At 59.5% G+C, this 16,400-nt stretch carries 15 protein-coding genes; 6 read left to right on the forward strand and 9 right to left on the reverse strand.

From position 1 onward, the window contains the following. Positions 1-48: 48 nt before the first annotated feature. Together fadD1 and fadD2 are read right to left on the reverse strand one after the other, a co-directional pair. The gene (fadD1, locus tag AC1RKH_RS21705; protein WP_493063135.1) at positions 49-1,749 is read right to left on the reverse strand and encodes a long-chain-fatty-acid--CoA ligase FadD1; all 1,701 of its coding nucleotides are present in this window, start codon (positions 1,747-1,749) and stop codon (positions 49-51) included. A gap of 374 nt (positions 1,750-2,123) precedes the next feature. Continuing rightward, positions 2,124-3,812 carry a long-chain-fatty-acid--CoA ligase FadD2 gene (gene fadD2 / locus AC1RKH_RS21710; protein ID WP_493063136.1) on the reverse strand — a complete coding sequence of 563 codons (1,689 nt, stop codon included), beginning with the start codon at positions 3,810-3,812 and terminating at the stop codon, positions 2,124-2,126. 228 nt (positions 3,813-4,040) lie between these two features. Between fadD2 and AC1RKH_RS21715 the strand changes: the two genes are divergently transcribed. Beyond that, entirely contained in the window at positions 4,041-4,985 is a 945-nt protein-coding gene (locus AC1RKH_RS21715; RefSeq protein ID WP_493063137.1) for an alpha/beta hydrolase, read from the forward strand. Between the two features lie 42 nt (positions 4,986-5,027). Beyond that, complete coding sequence (locus AC1RKH_RS21720) at positions 5,028-5,498, forward strand: MaoC family dehydratase (RefSeq protein WP_071553717.1); 471 nt, start codon at positions 5,028-5,030, stop codon at positions 5,496-5,498. A 95-nt stretch (positions 5,499-5,593) separates the two neighbouring features. Here AC1RKH_RS21720 and AC1RKH_RS21725 read toward each other — a convergent pair whose 3' ends face one another. Continuing rightward, a complete protein-coding gene (locus tag AC1RKH_RS21725) occupies positions 5,594-6,061 on the reverse strand; it encodes a PA2169 family four-helix-bundle protein (protein WP_493063138.1) in 468 nt (155 codons plus the stop codon). Positions 6,062-6,263: 202 nt separating this feature from the next. Here AC1RKH_RS21725 and AC1RKH_RS21730 point away from each other — a divergent pair, with 202 nt between their 5' ends. Next, positions 6,264-6,500 (forward strand): DUF3820 family protein, encoded by a 237-nt coding sequence (locus AC1RKH_RS21730; RefSeq protein WP_019693207.1) that lies wholly within the window; start codon positions 6,264-6,266, stop codon positions 6,498-6,500. Between the two features lie 21 nt (positions 6,501-6,521). Beyond that, positions 6,522-7,703 carry an aminotransferase class V-fold PLP-dependent enzyme gene (locus AC1RKH_RS21735; protein ID WP_493063139.1) on the forward strand — a complete coding sequence of 394 codons (1,182 nt, stop codon included), beginning with the start codon at positions 6,522-6,524 and terminating at the stop codon, positions 7,701-7,703. Between the two features lie 422 nt (positions 7,704-8,125). Here AC1RKH_RS21735 and AC1RKH_RS21740 read toward each other — a convergent pair whose 3' ends face one another. The 3 genes from AC1RKH_RS21740 to zwf are packed head-to-tail and all read right to left on the reverse strand — an operon-like array spanning position 8,126 to position 10,978. After that, positions 8,126-8,791 (reverse strand): bifunctional 4-hydroxy-2-oxoglutarate aldolase/2-dehydro-3-deoxy-phosphogluconate aldolase, encoded by a 666-nt coding sequence (locus AC1RKH_RS21740; RefSeq protein WP_024264889.1) that lies wholly within the window; start codon positions 8,789-8,791, stop codon positions 8,126-8,128. 17 nt (positions 8,792-8,808) lie between these two features. Continuing rightward, positions 8,809-9,522: a 6-phosphogluconolactonase gene (pgl, locus tag AC1RKH_RS21745; RefSeq protein WP_493063140.1), complete on the reverse strand. Its 714-nt coding sequence runs from the start codon at positions 9,520-9,522 to the stop codon at positions 8,809-8,811. Next, a complete protein-coding gene (gene zwf / locus AC1RKH_RS21750; RefSeq protein WP_123426712.1) occupies positions 9,509-10,978 on the reverse strand; it encodes a glucose-6-phosphate dehydrogenase in 1,470 nt (489 codons plus the stop codon). Before zwf ends, pgl begins: the two co-directional genes overlap by 14 nt. 206 nt (positions 10,979-11,184) lie before the next feature. On the opposite strand from zwf, the gene AC1RKH_RS21755 reads away from it, so the two are divergent. Continuing rightward, positions 11,185-12,045, forward strand: a complete 861-nt coding sequence (locus AC1RKH_RS21755) for a MurR/RpiR family transcriptional regulator (protein ID WP_178098709.1) — start codon at positions 11,185-11,187, stop codon at positions 12,043-12,045. Positions 12,046-12,174: 129 nt separating this feature from the next. Here the strand turns inward: AC1RKH_RS21755 and maiA are convergent, their stop codons facing one another. The 3 genes from maiA to hmgA are packed head-to-tail and all read right to left on the reverse strand — an operon-like array spanning position 12,175 to position 15,438. Further along, positions 12,175-12,813, reverse strand: a complete 639-nt coding sequence (maiA, locus tag AC1RKH_RS21760) for a maleylacetoacetate isomerase (RefSeq protein WP_493063141.1) — start codon at positions 12,811-12,813, stop codon at positions 12,175-12,177. A gap of 12 nt (positions 12,814-12,825) precedes the next feature. Beyond that, the gene (gene fahA / locus AC1RKH_RS21765; protein ID WP_493063142.1) at positions 12,826-14,130 is read right to left on the reverse strand and encodes a fumarylacetoacetase; all 1,305 of its coding nucleotides are present in this window, start codon (positions 14,128-14,130) and stop codon (positions 12,826-12,828) included. A gap of 3 nt (positions 14,131-14,133) precedes the next feature. Further along, positions 14,134-15,438, reverse strand: a complete 1,305-nt coding sequence (hmgA, locus tag AC1RKH_RS21770) for a homogentisate 1,2-dioxygenase (protein WP_493063143.1) — start codon at positions 15,436-15,438, stop codon at positions 14,134-14,136. 154 nt (positions 15,439-15,592) lie between these two features. Between hmgA and AC1RKH_RS21775 the strand changes: the two genes are divergently transcribed. Further along, complete coding sequence (locus AC1RKH_RS21775; protein ID WP_493063144.1) at positions 15,593-16,396, forward strand: IclR family transcriptional regulator; 804 nt, start codon at positions 15,593-15,595, stop codon at positions 16,394-16,396. Positions 16,397-16,400 lie beyond the last annotated feature (4 nt).

Raw genomic sequence — 16,400 nt, forward strand, 5'->3', positions numbered from 1 at the left:
AATTTCTCTGCCAGCAAAAAAAAGCCCCGCATCTGCGGGGCTTTGGTTTTATGCGCCGACCTTCTTCAAGCCGAGCTTCTTCAGCTCTTCATCGCGCAGTTCGCGACGCAGGATCTTGCCCACGTTGGTGGTCGGCAGCGCATCGCGGAACTCGATGGCTTTCGGCACTTTATAGCCGGTAACGTTGGCACGCATGTGCGTCATCACCTGCTCTTTGGTCAGGGTTACCCCCGGTTTGGCGACGATGAAAATCTTGATCGCCTCGCCCGACTTCTCGTCCGGCACGCCAATGGCCGCGCATTGCAACACGCCTGGCAAGGTGGCCAGTACGTCTTCGAGTTCGTTCGGGTACACGTTGAAACCGGAGACCAGAATCATGTCTTTCTTGCGATCGACAATGCGCATGTAGCCGTCTGGCTGGATCAGCGCGATGTCACCGGTCTTCAACCAGCCTTCGCTGTCGAGGATCTCGTCGGTGGCTTCCTGGCGCTGCCAGTAGCCCTTCATCACTTGCGGACCTTTCACGCACAGTTCACCGATTTCGCCCAACGGCTGCTCAACGCCGGCGTCATCGATAACTTTGCACAGGGTCGACGGGACCGGAATACCGATCGTGCCCACCTGAATGTTCTGGTTTGGATTGACGGTGGCCACCGGGCTGGTTTCGGTCATGCCGTAGCCTTCGCAGATGGCACAACCGGTCACAGCTTTCCAGCGTTCGGCAGCGGCCAGTTGCAGGGCCATGCCACCGGACAAGGTGATTTTCAGGCCTGAGAAATCCAGCTTGCGGAACGCTTCGTTGTTGCACAGCGCCACAAACAAGGTGTTCAGGCCGACAAAACCGCTGAACTTCCACTTCGACAGCTCCTTGACCATCGCCGGCAGGTCGCGCGGGTTGCTGATCAGGATGTTGTGATTGCCGATCAGCATCATCGCCATGCAATGAAAGGTGAAGGCATAGATGTGGTACAGCGGCAGCGGCGTGATGAGGATTTCGCAACCTTCATTCAGGTTGGAACCCATCAGCGCCCTGCACTGCATCATGTTCGCCACCAGGTTGCGGTGGGTCAGCATTGCCCCCTTGGCCACGCCGGTGGTGCCGCCGGTGTATTGCAGCACGGCAACGTCGCTGCTGGCCGGGTTGGCTTCGGTCACGGGTTGGCCGAGGCCCTTGCTCAACACGTCATTGAACTTGATGGCCTTGGGCAGATGGAACGCCGGGACCATCTTCTTCACGTACTTGATGACACTGTTGATCAGCAGGCGCTTGAGCGGTGGCAGCAGGTCGGCCACTTCGGTGACGATAACGTGCTTGACGCCCGTCTTGGGCACCACGGTCTCGGCCAGGTGCGCCATGTTCGCCAGGCAAACCAGCGCCTTGGCGCCGGAATCGTTGAATTGGTGTTCCATTTCCCGCGCGGTGTACAGCGGGTTGGTGTTGACCACGATCAAGCCGGCGCGGATAGCACCAAACACGGCGACCGGGTACTGCAGCAGGTTTGGCAGTTGTACGGCGATTCGATCGCCCGGCTGCAAATCGGTATGCTGTTGCAGGTAAGCGGCAAAAGCACCCGACAATTCGTACAGCTCACCGTAGGTGAGTGTCTTGCCCAGGTTACTAAAGGCCGGTTTGTTGGCGAAGCGTTGGCAGGATTGCTTTAACACTGCCTGAATATTCGGATACTCGTCTGGATTGATCTCGGCAGCAATTCCAGCTGGGTACTTATCCTTCCAAAAGTCTTCGATCATGGAAGCCCACTCCTCAGCAACGCGAATTCTTCAGCGCATTTTGCGATTATTATTGGTGTGTGTTTTTTATGGGTGTCTTTTTGTTGGCGAGTCCGGCTTTTACCTAGGCCGAGAAGTCACAAAGCGCGCCGAGAGTAGCAGCTTTGCCAAGGCCCTACTAGAGCCAAATAGAGCCTCTACAGTCACTTTAATGACTCAAGAATAGCAAGCAGTCATTTTAGAGCAAAAATTCTATAACACCTTGAAAGCCCCGTAAAATGGGCCTTAAAAGCAAAAGATCGCAGCCTTCGGCAGCTCCTACGGGGGGAATGCGATCCCTGTGTAGGAGCTGCCGGAGGCTGCGATCATTTCGGATCGCCTCCGTCTACTATCCGTCAGGCGATATCGCGCAGCTCCCGTCGCAATATCTTGCCCACCGGTGTCATCGGCAGCGACTCGCGCAGCACAATGTGTTTGGGCACCTTGTAGGCGGTGAAATTTTCCTTGCAGTAGGCCTTCAGCTCTTCAAGGCTGATTCCTGCTTCACGTGCCACCACGAAGAGCTTCACCGCTTCCCCGGAACGTTCGTCCGGCACGCCGATCACCGCGCAGTTCGCGACCTTCGGGTGCGCCATGACCACGTCCTCGATCTCGTTCGGGTATACGTTGAAACCCGAGACGATGATCATGTCTTTCTTGCGGTCGACAATCCGCACAAACCCGTCCGGGTCGATCACCGCGATGTCGCCGGACTTGAACCAGCCCTCGGCATCCAGCACTTCGGCGGTGGCTTCGGGTTTCTGCCAATAGCCCTTCATGATTTGCGGGCCCTTGATGCAAAGCTCGCCGCGCTCGCCCAAGGGCTGTTCGACACCGTCATCATTGATGACTTTCAGCGTAGTGCCCGGCACCGGCAGGCCGACCGTGCCAATGCGTGACTTATCGCCATACGGGTTGGTGCAGGCCACTGGCGAGGTTTCGGTCAAGCCGTAGCCTTCGGTGATCCGGCAACCGGTCAGTTGCTCCCAACGCTCGGCGGTGGCCTTGACCAGCGCGGTGCCGCCGGAGTTGGTGAGTTTGAGGCTGGAGAAGTCCAGGGTCTTGAAGTCTGGATGATCCATCAGCGCGACGAACAGTGTGTTGAGCCCCAGCAGCGCCGAGAACCGCCAGTTTTTCAGCTCTTTGATAAAGCCGGCGATGTCCCGTGGATTGGTGATCAGCACGTTGTGGTTGCCGGTGACCATCATGCACATACAGTTCGCCGTGAAGGCATAGATGTGGTACAGCGGCAGCGGCGCGATCATCACTTCCTGACCTTCACGCAGCAGCGGTTTGCCATCGCTGCCGAACTGGCCAAGACAGGCGCGGGCCTGCTGCATGTTGGCAACCAGATTGCCATGGGTCAGCATCGCGCCCTTGGCCAGCCCAGTGGTGCCGCCGGTGTATTGCAGCACGGCGACATCGTCGAGGCTGACTTTCAATGGCTTGATGCTCTGACCGCGGCCCAGGCGTAACGCGCTCTTGAAGGAAATCGCCTGCGGCAGGTCATAGGTCGGCACCATCTTCTTGACCTTGTCGACCACGGTGTTGATCAGCCAGCCCTTGGCGGTCGACATCAGGTCGCCCATCTTTGCTTCGATCAGGTACTGAATCTCGGTGTCGGGCAGTACTTCCTGGACCTTCTGCCCGAACATGTTCAGGTACACCAGCGCCCGGGCACCGGAATCCTTGAACTGGTGACGCATCTCACGCGCGGTGTACAGCGGGTTGGTGTTGACCACAATCAGGCCAGCCCGCAGTGCGCCGAACACGGCGATCGGGTAATGCAGGACATTGGGCATCTGTACCGCGATGCGATCGCCAGGCAGCAGATCGGTCTGTGTTTGCAGGTAGCCAGCGAACGCCGCGCTGTAGCGTTCCAGCTCCGCATAGGTGAGCGTCACGCCCATGTTGCTGAACGCCGGACGGTCAGCGAATTTCTTGCAGGAACGCTCGAACACCTCGATCACCGACTTATAGGTACCCAGATCGATATCATTGGGTACGCCGGCCGGGCGTTTGTCATTCCAGAAATCAGGTTGCATTGTTCTTGTCCTCTTTACCTGAGCGAATCCGGGCCGCATCTCTGTGACGCTGAAAAGCGGGGCTTCTGGGACACTAGCAGTTATGGTGATTCAGGCAAATATACGCACCCGCTTCATTGATAGTGTGAATCTTGCTGCTGAGGGACACCCACATCGCACGTCCTGCGGATGATGAGCTATACAATGCAACGACGCCGCGCCTAAACAACACCGTGCAAAGGAATCGCCATGATCCACGACACTTTCTGGTTGACCGCGAGTGACCACAGTCAGCTTTTCGTCAACCAGTGGCTGCCTGAGGGCCCGCTCAAGGCAGTGATCCTGCTGTCCCACGGCATGGCTGAACACAGCGGCCGTTACGCGCGGCTGGCACAGGCTTTATGTGCCGAGGGTTACGGCGTCTATGCGCTGGACCAGCGCGGCCATGGCAAAACCGCCGAAAACGGCGTGCTCGGGCATTTCGCGGACAAGGACGGCTGGCGCAAAGTGGTCGGCGACCTGGCCAGCCTCAACCAGCACATCGGCCAGCACCATCCGGGCATACCGATCGTGCTACTTGGCCACAGCATGGGCAGCTACATCGCCCAGGCCTACCTGTTACACCACAGCGCCAGCCTGTACGGCGCCGTGCTCAGCGGTTCGAACTTCCAGCCAACCGCGCTCTACCGCGTGGCGCGCCTGATTGCGCGCTTCGAACGCTGGCGCCAGGGTGCTACCGGGCGCAGCGCGTTGATCGAGTGGTTGTCGTTCGGCTCATTCAACAAGCCTTTCAAACCCCATCGCACTCGGTTCGACTGGCTCAGCCGCGACCCGGCCGAAGTCGACAAGTACGTCCACGACCCGCTCTGCGGCTACCGTTGCACCAATCAACTGTGGATCGACCTGCTCGGCGGCTTGCAGCAGATCAGCAAAGCGTCCAATCTCGCGCAGATCGATCCGGGCTTGCCGTTGCTGGTGATCGGCGGTGAATGTGATCCGGTGAGCGAAGGCAAACGTCTCAAGACTCTGGCCGACGCGCTGCGCGGGGCGGGTAGCCAGTGCATGCAACTGAACATTTACCCGCAAGCCCGGCACGAACTGTTCAACGAGAGCAACCGCGATGAAGTGACCGCGGACCTGCTCAAATGGCTGGCCGAGGCGCTGAGCCATCGCCGACCACCCAGAACCGAATAATGTTTGGTTATTTCACTTAACTCGTCACAGGATTCAAGACACATGACCCAGGTTACCAATACCCCTTACGAAGCCCTCGAAGTCGGCCAGACCGCCAGCTACAGCAAGACCGTCGAAGAACGCGACATTCAGCTGTTCGCGGCGATGTCCGGCGACCACAACCCGGTGCACCTGGACGCCGAGTTTGCGGCGGCGAGCATGTTCAAGGAACGCATCGCCCACGGCATGTTCAGCGGTGCACTGATCAGCGCCGCCGTCGCCTGCGAGCTGCCCGGGCCGGGGACTATTTATATCGGTCAGCAAATGAGCTTTCAGAAGCCAGTGAAGATCGGCGACACCCTGACGGTACGCCTGGAAATCCTCGAGAAACTGCCGAAATTCCGCGTGCGCATCGCCACTCGGGTATTCAACCAGCGCGATGAGCTGGTGGTGGATGGCGAGGCCGAAATTCTGGCACCGCGCAAACAGCAAACCGTGACATTGCCAACATTGCCGGCGATCAGCATCGGCTGATCGCAAGGCCCAAAAAGATCGCAGCCTGCGGCAGCTCCTCCGGATGTATTCAAAACCCTGTAGGAGCTGCCGCAGGCTGCGATCTTTTGATCTTCTTACGAACGGGCACGCGCCAGGTTACGCAAGGCTTTAACCTGATCGTGATTGCGTTGCGCGCCGTGATACTGACGTTCGACCAGATCACGAATACCCACCAGATTGTGTTTGTCGATCTTCTCGATCGCTGCTTTGTAAGCCTTCAGGGCATGGTCCTCGCCGCGCTCGGCTTCGTTGAGCACCGCTTCTTCGTCCTTGCCGGTGACCAACGATTTGAGGTCAACCCAACGACGATGCAAATCACCGCTGACACTGGTTTTGGTCTCAGGATCGCCGCCCATCGAACGCACGGTGCCTTGAAGTTCGGCAGCGGCAGTGGCGCAGTCGGCAGCGCGTTTGACAAACAGCGCTTTGAGTTCAGGATGCTTGATGTCCTGCGCACAGGTATTGAAACCTTCCTGACCGTCCTTACTGGTCTCGATCAGGTCGTTCAGGACTGAAATCGCTTCTTTATTGATATCGGTCATTTTTCAATTCCTCATGGGTTGAGAGAGTGCATAAGGTGTTGCACCTCGTATGCCAGCTCTTGAATTGAAATTTTCACGCTATATTTCAACACGTTAACTTTTTACCAAGAATCTGTACCCGAGTTATTTGCATGATCTGTCAATTGGCCTGCATGCAGAATGCCTGTATTTTCCAAACTGTTTGAATCAAGACGACCGATCGATGAATCCCGAAAAGCTCGAACTGCTGGTCACCCGCGAAATGCCCTTTGGCAAGTACAAGGGTCGCATCATTGCCGACCTGCCCGGCCAATACCTGAACTGGTTCGCCCGCGAGGGTTTCCCCCACGGTGAACTGGGTGGCTTGTTGGCCCTGATGCAGGAAATCGATCACAACGGTCTGTCCGACTTGCTCGACCCGCTGCGCGCCAAACATGGCAAACCCAAACCTCGCCACTGACCCACGGAACGAGTCGCCCCTATGCCCGAAAATACTCGCCGCGCCCTTGATGAAGCTTTTTGGCAGACATTTGCCGACCGCTACGAAGTCCAGCCAGGTCCGATCAACCTGGAAAACGGTTATTTCGGCCGCATGTCACGCACCGTGATCGAGGAATACCAGCGCAACATCGAACTCATCAACCGCAGCAACTCGGTGCATGTGCGCCAGCGCTTCGAAAAGCTCGAAAGCGTGGAAATACGCCGGCAGCTGGCCGAGCTCTTACGGGTGCCCGCCGAAGCGGTTGCCCTGACCCGCAGCGCCTCGGACGCCCTGCAATCACTGATTCGCAACTACAACGGTTTGCAGCCGGGCGATCAGGTACTGCTCTGCGATCTGGAATACGACACGGTCAAAAGTGCGATGCGCTGGCTGGCACACCATCGCGGTGTCGAAGTGATCGAGATCGAACACGCCCATCCCGCCAGCTTCGAGTCATTGGTGGCGAGCTACCGCGAGGCGTTCGTCCGCTATCCAAGGCTCAAGCTGATGGCGTTGACCCACGTCACCCATCGCACCGGTCTGGTGATGCCGGTCAAGGCGATTGCCGCGGCGGCCAAAGAGCACGGGATCGATGTGATCCTCGACGGTGCCCACGCCCTCGGCCAGATCGAATTCAACCTCGATGAACTGGGTATCTCCTTTGCCGGCTACAACCTGCACAAATGGATCGGCGCGCCGCTGACCCTGGGTTTTATCTACATAGCGCCACAGCGCCTGGCCGATATTGATCCCGACATGGGCGAGTTTCATTTCCCGGTCACCGACATCCGCGCGCGTACGCCGTACAGCACACCCAACATCCCGGCGCTGCTGACGTTGCCGCTGGTGTTCGAAGAGCATCATGCCATCGGTGGCGCGGCGGCCAAAGGCGCGCGGCTCAATTACCTGCGCAATCTGTGGGTCGAGGCCGTACGCGACGTGCCGGGCATTGAAGTCATGACCCCGGATGATCCGCGACTGTATTGCGGCATCACCTCGATGCGTTTCACCCGGCATGCCGACCAGCAAGCGATGGTCGACCGCCTGCTCAGCGAGTACAACCTGTTCACCGTGGCCCGCAACGGTTCGGCCTGCGGCAGCTGTATTCGCATTACACCGGGCCTGACCAACACCGCACGAGAAATGCATCGGCTGGCTCAGGCCCTGATCGAACTGAGTTGATGCAATGAACACCGTGTGACCACTCCCCTGGTGTTCACACGGTGTAGATGTCGAAGTCTTCGGGCTTGATCTGCGCGGACATCGCGCGCTTGTCGATACCAATGGTCAACTGCCCGAAATAGCTGCTTTAACAGACTGGCTCGGTTGCGGTAACTATGTATACAACACCCGTAGCAGCTGTCGAGCCTGCGAGGCTGCGTTAGAGGCGGACCGCGTTCGGGCGAAGTCCTCGCAAACCCTGCGTACGCAGTTTGCCTGGAAGAGCGCGTTGCCTGATTTAACGACCGCTTTGCGGCCGGACGCAGCCTCGCAGGCTCGACAGCTGCTACAGGCAAAAAAAAACGGCGCACTGACCAAGTGCGCCGTAAAGCCGTAGAACACAACTACAACGATTCTGCGTAAAAAACCGCCGGTAAAACCAATCAGTCCAGCAGGGCCAGCGCCTCGGCGGTGCACTCCTGGATACGTGCCCAGTCGCCGTTCTTGATCCACTCTGGATCGAGCATCCAGCTGCCGCCGACGCACATCACGTTTTTCAGCGCCATGTAGCTCTTGATGTTGGCTGGACCAACGCCGCCAGTCGGGCAGAAGCGCACTTCGCCGAACGGGCCGCCAAGGGCCTTGATCGCCGCCACACCACCGCTGACTTCCGCCGGGAACAGCTTGAAGCGACGATAGCCCAGGGCGTAACCCTCCATGATCCCGGAAGCGTTGCTGATACCCGGCAACAATGGAATCGGGCTGGCAACGCTGGCTTCCAGCAGGTCACGGGTAATGCCTGGCGTCACGATGAACTGCGAACCGGCGGCTTCAGCGGCGGCCAGCATGTTGCGATCGAGCACGGTGCCGGCACCGGTGACCAGCTCCGGGCGCTGCTCACGCAGGACCTGGATGGCCTTGAGGCCAAATTGCGAACGCAGGGTCACTTCCAGGGCCGTCAACCCGCCTGCGGCAAGGGCATCGGCCAGCGGCAGAATGTCTTGCTCACGGGCAATGGTGATCACCGGCAGAATCCGCGCCTTGACGCAAAGGCTGTCGATCAGGGCAACTTTGTCCGCCATGGAAACGGTCGGTTGAGTGTTTGTCATAGCGGCTGATCCTTGGCTCATGGGCACCAGTAAATCTCTAACGTGGGTTGCAGAAACGCACGAATCGGCATTGCGGCGACATCGTCACCGGCCAGTGCGGCACTCAAGGTGGTCAGTTTGGACTGACCGGAAATCGATAGAACGGTGAAGCGTGCCGAGGCCAGCAGCGCACGACTCATGGTCAGGCGCTGATGCGGCACGGTCGGCGCCAGCATCGGCCAGCAACGGCGCGTGCCGTCGACCTGCAAGGCTTCGACAAGATTCGGGCTGTTGGGGAACAGCGAGGCGGTATGACCGTCGTCACCCATCCCCAGCACCAGCGCGTCGATTGCCGGCAACTCGGCGAGCAAGCGGTCGGCCTGCTCGGCTGCCTGCTCAAGGTTGGCAGTGGCGCTGTAGAGGCTGAGGAACTTCGCCTTGGCCGCCGGGCCTTGCAACAAGTAACGCTTGAGCAGACCGGCATTGCTGTCGGCGTGCTCCACCGGCACCCAGCGCTCGTCCGCCAGGGTCACCACGACCTTGGACCAGTCCAGCGCCTGTTTGGCCAGGTGCTGGAAAAACGCCACCGGGCTGCGTCCGCCGGACACTACCAGCGTCGCGGTGCCGCGGGCATCGATCGCGTCGCTGAGTTGCTTGGCCACCGTCAGTGCCAGGCCTTCGGCCAGCAACACGGGGCTGCGAAACTCATGAGCGCTGACGCCCTGAGGCAGTTTGAATTCAGATATCGCCATACCACGACCTCCCGTCCCGCGTGATCAGTGCAATGGAGCTCATCGGTCCCCAGGAGCCCGCCGCATACGGCTTGGGCGCATCACCGGACTTCTTCCACCCGGCGATCAACTGGTCACACCACTTCCACGCGGCTTCGATTTCATCTTTACGGACAAACAGGTTCTGATTGCCACGCATCACTTCCAGCAACAACCGCTCGTAGGCATCGGGGATCCGTGCGCTGCGATAGGTATCGGAAAAATTCAGCTGCAACGGACCGCTGCGCAGCTGCATGCCCTTGTCCAGGCCTTGTTCCTTGGTCATCACCCGCAAGGAAATACCCTCGTCCGGTTGCAGGCGAATGATCAGCTTGTTGCTGATCTGCAAGCGCTGCTCGGGGGCGAAGATGTAGTGCGACGGCTCCTTGAAGTGGATGACGATCTGCGACAGCTTCTGCGGCATGCGCTTACCAGTACGCAGGTAAAACGGTACGCCGGCCCAACGCCAGTTGCGGATGTCGGCACGCAGGGCGACGAAGGTTTCGGTATCGCTCTGGGTGTTGGAGTTCTCTTCCTCCAGGTAACCCGGCACCGACTTGCCTTCGCTGTGACCGGCGATGTACTGGCCACGCACCACCTGGGTAGTCAGGCCTTCCGGGCTGATCGGCGCCAGCGCCTTGAGCACTTTGACTTTCTCGTCACGGATACTGTCGGCCGAAAGATCCGCTGGCGGGTCCATGGCGATCAGGCACAGCAGCTGCAACAGGTGGTTCTGAATCATGTCCCGCAGCTGGCCGGCCTTGTCGAAGTAGCCCCAGCGGCCCTCGATCCCGACCTTCTCGGCGACGGTGATTTCCACATGGGAAATATAGTTCTGGTTCCACTGGGTTTCGAACAGGCTGTTGGCGAAACGCAGGGCGATCAGGTTCTGCACCGTCTCTTTGCCCAGGTAGTGGTCGATGCGGTAGGTGCGGTTTTCCGGGAAGTACCGCGCCACCGCGTCGTTGACCTTGCGCGACGACTCAAGATCCGAACCGATCGGCTTTTCCAGCACCACACGGGTGTTTTCAGTCAGGCCGACTTTCGCCAGGTTCTCGCAAATCGCACCGTACACCGCAGCCGGCGTCGCGAAGTAGGCAATCATCCGCTGCGCCGTGCCGGCCAGTTCGGCCAGGGCGACGTAGTCGTCAGACTTGAGGAAGTCGACATGCAGGTACGTCAGGCGTGCCAGGAAGCGTTCGACCACGGCTTCGTCGAGCTCCTTGGCATCGACGTAATGGCGCAGCTCACTGGCAATAAGGGCCAGATGCTCTTGCTCGGTGCCCGGTTCACGGGCCAGTGCGATAATGCGCGTGTCCTCATGCAGCAGGTCGGCGCCATCGAGTTGGTACAAGGCAGGAAACAGCTTGCGCAGGGCCAGATCGCCGAGGGCGCCGAACAAGGCAAAGGTGCACGGTTCAACCGTAATCGAAGGCATGATGTTTGTTCTTTTATCAAGTTAAGCTACAAATACCTTTTTTTAAGGCATCGCTCAAGGAAAAATGTAGTAATAACCACAACATTTTTCCAAAATACAGATTCCGAGTGGTGGTCGGTCGGGGCCACCAGTAGGATAGGCCACCATTATGGGCCGCTACACGGGCCCAATCTGCATAGCCGACCTAAGGAACATGAATGGACCGCGTGCGAAATTTACTGGAACAGATCCAGAATCGCCTTGCAGACCTGAACAAGGCCGAGCGCAAGGTCGCCGAAGTCATCCTGCTCAACCCACAGCAGGCCACTCGCTTCAGTATTGCCGCCCTCGCCCAGGCCGCGTCAGTCAGCGAGCCGACGGTCAACCGTTTCTGCCGTTCGTTCGGTGTCAGCGGCTATCCGGAACTCAAACTGCAACTGGCCCAAAGCCTGGCCAGCGGCGCGGCGTATGTCAGCCGCGCAGTGGAAGCCGACGACAACCCTGAAGCCTACACCCAGAAAATCTTTGGCAGCGCCATCGCATCGCTGGACAGCGCCTGCCAGGCACTGGACCCGAACCTGATCAGCCGCGCCGTGGATTTGCTGATCCAGGCCCGGCAGATCCACTTCTTCGGCCTCGGCGCGTCAGCCCCGGTGGCGCTGGATGCGCAGCACAAGTTCTTCCGCTTCAACCTGGCGGTCACCGCCCATGCGGACGTGCTGATGCAGCGGATGATTGCCTCGGTGGCCCACACGGGCGAATTGTTCGTGATCATTTCCTACACCGGACGCACCCGCGAACTGGTGGAAGTGGCACGCATTGCCCGTGAGAACGGTGCCTCGGTGCTGGGTCTGACGGCCGAGGGTTCGCCACTGGCCAAGGCCAGCACCTTGAGCCTGAACATTCCGCTGCCGGAAGACACCGACATCTACATGCCGATGACGTCGAGGATCATCCAGCTGACAGTGCTCGATGTGCTCGCCACCGGCATGACCCTGCGCCGCGGCGTCGACTTCCAGCCGCACTTGCGCAAGATCAAGGAAAGCCTCAACGCCAGCCGGTATCCGATCGGGGATGAGTTCAACTAACGCCGGCAAGTGGGATAAGGCGCAGAACCTGTGGGAGCGAGCCTGCTCGCGATGAGGCCATCACATTCAAGATCAATCTTGACTGTCAGACCGCCATCGCGAGCAGGCTCGCTCCCACAGGGTTTTGCGTTACTTCGGGGTATCGGGCTGATTCGCCGGATGGGCTTTGACGAAGGCCGGATGCTGCACCGCCAGTGCCGCGACCCGACGAATCCGCGGATAAGCCTCAAGAGAAATGTTGAAACGCTCGGCTGCATACAGCTGTGGAATCAGGTAGACATCCGCCAACCCGGGCGCGCTGCCGAAGCAGTAACCATCGTCACCGATCAAGTGCTCGACTGCCGCCAGCCCCTGAGTGATCCAGTGGCCGATCCAGTGCACCACCTGCGGCTCATCATGACCAAGTTGGCGCAGCTGATTGAGCACGCTGACGTTGTGCAGCGGATGAATGTCGCAACCGATCAACGCCGCCACCGCTCGCTCGTGCGCGCGTTTGACCAGGTCCCTGGACAATAGCGGTACCTGCGGATAACGCTCCTCCAGGTACTCGATGATCGCCGGGGACTGAATCAGCAACTCGCCTTCATCGGTGCGCAAGGCCGGCACCCGGCCTTGCGGGTTGATCCGCAGATAAGCTGGTTGCTGATGCTCGCCACCTTGCGGCGCGATCAGATTGATCGGCAGCGCCTGGTAATCCAGCCCTTTGAGTGCCAGGGCAATGCGCACCCGAAAGGACGACGTCGAACGGTAGTAGGTAAAGAGTTCCATAGCCTGAACCTCTTAGCGTGCTGGCAGGATTTTGCCGCGGCATTCGCCGAAACCAATAGAGGCGAAACCGTCACGGCTGCAACGTGCACGCAGGATGATTTCGTCGCCGTCTTCAAGGAACTTGCGCACTTCGCCTGAAGCCAGTTCGATCGGCTTCTTACCGCCTTCGGTGATTTCCAGCAGGCTGCCGAACTGACCGTTTTCCGGCCCCGACAAGGTGCCCGAACCAAACAGGTCACCAGCCTGCAACTGGCAACCGTTGACGCTGTGGTGCGCAACCAGTTGCGCCACGGTCCAGTACATGTGCCGGGTGTTGCTCAGGGTCAGGCGATGGGCCGGCAGGTTCTGTTCGCGCATGGCGTCGGTGAGCAGCAGCACTTCCAGCTCGATATCAAAGGCACCAGCGGCCTGATCGCGTTTGTCGAACAGGTACGGCAGCGGCTGCGGATCGCCCTCGGGACGCGCCGGTTGGGCACGGCGGAACGGCTCCAGGGCTTCAGCAGTGACGACCCATGGCGAGATGCTGGTGATGAAGCTTTTCGACAGGAACGGGCCCAATGGCTGGTATTCCCAGGCCTGGATGTCGCGTGCCGACCAGTCGTTGAGCAGGCAGAAACCGGCGATGTGCTCGGCGGCGTCGCCGATGGCAATCGAGTCGCCCATTTCATTGCCCTGGCCGATCCAGATGCCCAGTTCCAGCTCATAGTCCAGACGCGCACACGGGCCGAAGGTTGGCTCGGTCTGACCGGCGGGCAAGGTCTGGCCTTTCGGGCGGCGCACGTCAGTGCCGGACGGGCGAATGGTCGACGCACGGCCGTGGTAGCCGATCGGCACATACTTGTAGTTCGGCAGCAGCGGGTTGTCCGGACGGAACAGTTTGCCGACGTTCTGCGCGTGCTCGATACCGACGTAAAAGTCGGTGTAGTCATTGATCTTCGCAGGCAAATGCATCTGGCAATCGGCGGCCAATGGCAGCAGTTTCGCGCCTTGGGCTTCGATCTTGCCGTGCAGGGTGCTGCCTTCAGCGAACAGTTCCAGCAGACGCTCACGCAGGGCAACGCGGGCACCACGACCGAGGTCGAAGAAAGCGTTCAACTGACCGCCACGGGTGGCTTCAACAGCCGTGCGCGCAGCACCGTCAAACAGACCGGCGTCGAGCGCCGCGTGCAGATCGAAAATATGTTCGCCGATCGCCACACCGCTGCGCGGCGCCGAACCCTTTGTGCTGAACACACCCAGCGGCAGGTTTTGCAGCGGGAAATCGGCATGGCCATTGGCGGAGGCAACCCAGCTACGAGTGGCGGTGGTCTGAGTCATGGGTTATCTCCGATTCGGATTGAAAGTAGCGGGCAGCGAGGCCCAGCAAGCATCGTAGGTGTTTTGCAGTTGCGGGCAATCGAGGGCAAAGCGGCTTGGGCGCAATACCTGGCTGGTCTCGAACATGAAGGCCATGGTGTTGTCGATTTTGCTCGGCGCAAGCTCGGCATTGATCGCCTTGGTGCAGGTTTCGCCGTCCGGCCCGTGAGCGCTCATGCAACTGTGCAACGACGCGCCACCCGGCAGGAAGCCTTCGGCCTTGGCGTCGTAGGTGCCCTGGATCAGGCCCATGAATTCGTTCATCAGGTTGCGGTGGAACCACGGTGGACGGAAGGTGTTTTCGGCCACCATCCAGCGCGGCGGGAAGATCACGAAATCGAGGTTGGCCAGGCCGTGAACACTGGTCGGCGAGGTCAGTACGGTGAAGATCGACGGGTCCGGATGATCGAAGCTGACCGTACCGATGGTGTTGAAGCGGCGCAGGTCATATTTGTACGGCACATTATTACCGTGCCAGGCGACCACGTTCAGCGGCGAATGGTCGAGCTCGCAGCCCCACAACTCACCGAGGAATTTCTGCACCAGGGTGGTCGGCTGCTTGAGGTCTTCGTAATGCGCGACCGGCGTCAGGAAGTCCCGTGGATTGGCCAGACCGTTGCTGCCAATCGGTCCGAGGTCCGGTAGACGCAACGGCGCGCCATGGTTCTCGGCCAGGTAGCCACGGGCTTGCGGGTCGAGCAATTCGATGCGGAACTTCAGACCGCGTGGCAGCACGGCGATTTCCAGCGGCTCCAGCTCCAGCACGCCGAGCTCGGTGGCGATGCGCAACCGACCCAGCTCCGGCACCAGCAACCACTCGCCATCGGCGTTGAAAAACACCCGCTCCATCGAGCGATTGGCGCGGTAGTGATAAATGCTGATCCCGGTCGGTTTTTCCGAACCCGAATTGGCCGCCATGCGCACCAGACCGTCGATGAAGTCGGTCGGCTCGGCAGGGATGTCCAACGGGTTCCAGCGCAGGCGATTGGGCGTCACTTCGCCCAGCGAACCACCGGCCAGCTGTCGATCAAGCTTGACGAACGCCGGGTGATTGGCCGACGGCTGAATACGGTACATCCAGGTGCGTCGCGCTTCACTGCGCGCCATGGTGAACGCAGTTCCGGAGAACAGTTCGGTGTAGAGACCGTAAGGGGCTTTTTGCGGGGAGTTCTGGCCGACGGGCAGTGCGCCGGGCAACGCTTCACTGCTGAATTCGTTACCGAAGCCTGACTGGTAAACCAGCGCTGGCGCCGTTGAATCGCGGTTCATGGAGCCTCCTGAACAGGGAGTAGGTCGTGGCCTATAGAAGTATTGGCACGCCCGGGTTATTTTTATCGTAATTAGATTACGCATAACGTAATTTGATTGGTATTGACCGTCAAGCTATAAAGACGCCCATTCGTCCCGGGATCACACCGCCTCCATGGAAAAGCCGCGCAATACCGCCGATAGCAACGGCAAACAGAAAGTCCGCTCGGCCGAGGTCGGCACCGACATCCTCAAGGCCTTGGCCGAATTGTCGCCGTCGACATCTTTGTCGCGTCTGGCTGAACACGTGCAGATGCCGGCGAGCAAGGTTCACCGCTATTTGCAGGCGTTGATCGCCAGCGGGTTTGCCGAACAAAACACCGCCACCAACCATTACGGCCTCGGCCGCGAAGCCTTGCGTGTTGGCTTGGCCGCTCTAAACAGTATGGACGTGCTGAAAGTCGCCGCCCTGCCACTGGCCGAGTTGCGCGATGACCTGAACGAAACCTGTTTCCTCGCGGTATGGGGCAACCAGGGCGCGACCGTGGTGCATATCGAGCCGGCGGTGCGAGCGGTGACGGTGGTGACGCAACTCGGGTCAGTGTTGCCGCTGCTCAGTTCATCCACAGGCTTGGTGTTCAGCGCGTATTTGCCGAACCGTGAAACCGTTGAGTTACGGGAACTGGAATTTCAGGCAACGGCTGCCCACCCGCTGGCTGATATCCAGACCTACACAACCTTGTGTGAACAGATCCGCGAACGCGGCCTGCATCATGTGCATGGTTTGCTGATGCCGGGAGTCGATGCGCTCTCGGCACCGGTGTTCAACGCTGTCGGCCAAGTAGCTGCGGTGCTGACCATCGTTGGGCCGACCTCATTGTTTCACGCCGACGAAAACGGCCCGGCGGCGCAGCGACTGCTGGCGGCGACCCGGGCCGTGAGTTGGCGGATGGGCTATGAGCCCGTCGCCGCTGGTTAAATCG

This window comes from Pseudomonas sp. GW822-FHT06B12 (assembly GCF_058799675.1).

Coding starts and splice junctions, on each gene's coding strand:
- pgl (WP_493063140.1), bottom strand. CDS start 9,522: ATGGCGATATCTGAATTCAAACTGCCTCAGGGCGTCAGCGCTCATGAG.
- AC1RKH_RS21735 (WP_493063139.1), top strand. CDS start 6,522: ATGCCCGAAAATACTCGCCGCGCCCTTGATGAAGCTTTTTGGCAGACA.
- AC1RKH_RS21775 (WP_493063144.1), top strand. CDS start 15,593: ATGGAAAAGCCGCGCAATACCGCCGATAGCAACGGCAAACAGAAAGTC.
- zwf (WP_123426712.1), bottom strand. CDS start 10,978: ATGCCTTCGATTACGGTTGAACCGTGCACCTTTGCCTTGTTCGGCGCC.
- fadD1 (WP_493063135.1), bottom strand. CDS start 1,749: ATGATCGAAGACTTTTGGAAGGATAAGTACCCAGCTGGAATTGCTGCC.
- hmgA (WP_493063143.1), bottom strand. CDS start 15,438: ATGAACCGCGATTCAACGGCGCCAGCGCTGGTTTACCAGTCAGGCTTC.
- AC1RKH_RS21725 (WP_493063138.1), bottom strand. CDS start 6,061: ATGACCGATATCAATAAAGAAGCGATTTCAGTCCTGAACGACCTGATC.
- fadD2 (WP_493063136.1), bottom strand. CDS start 3,812: ATGCAACCTGATTTCTGGAATGACAAACGCCCGGCCGGCGTACCCAAT.
- AC1RKH_RS21740 (WP_024264889.1), bottom strand. CDS start 8,791: ATGACAAACACTCAACCGACCGTTTCCATGGCGGACAAAGTTGCCCTG.
- AC1RKH_RS21720 (WP_071553717.1), top strand. CDS start 5,028: ATGACCCAGGTTACCAATACCCCTTACGAAGCCCTCGAAGTCGGCCAG.
- fahA (WP_493063142.1), bottom strand. CDS start 14,130: ATGACTCAGACCACCGCCACTCGTAGCTGGGTTGCCTCCGCCAATGGC.
- AC1RKH_RS21730 (WP_019693207.1), top strand. CDS start 6,264: ATGAATCCCGAAAAGCTCGAACTGCTGGTCACCCGCGAAATGCCCTTT.
- AC1RKH_RS21715 (WP_493063137.1), top strand. CDS start 4,041: ATGATCCACGACACTTTCTGGTTGACCGCGAGTGACCACAGTCAGCTT.
- maiA (WP_493063141.1), bottom strand. CDS start 12,813: ATGGAACTCTTTACCTACTACCGTTCGACGTCGTCCTTTCGGGTGCGC.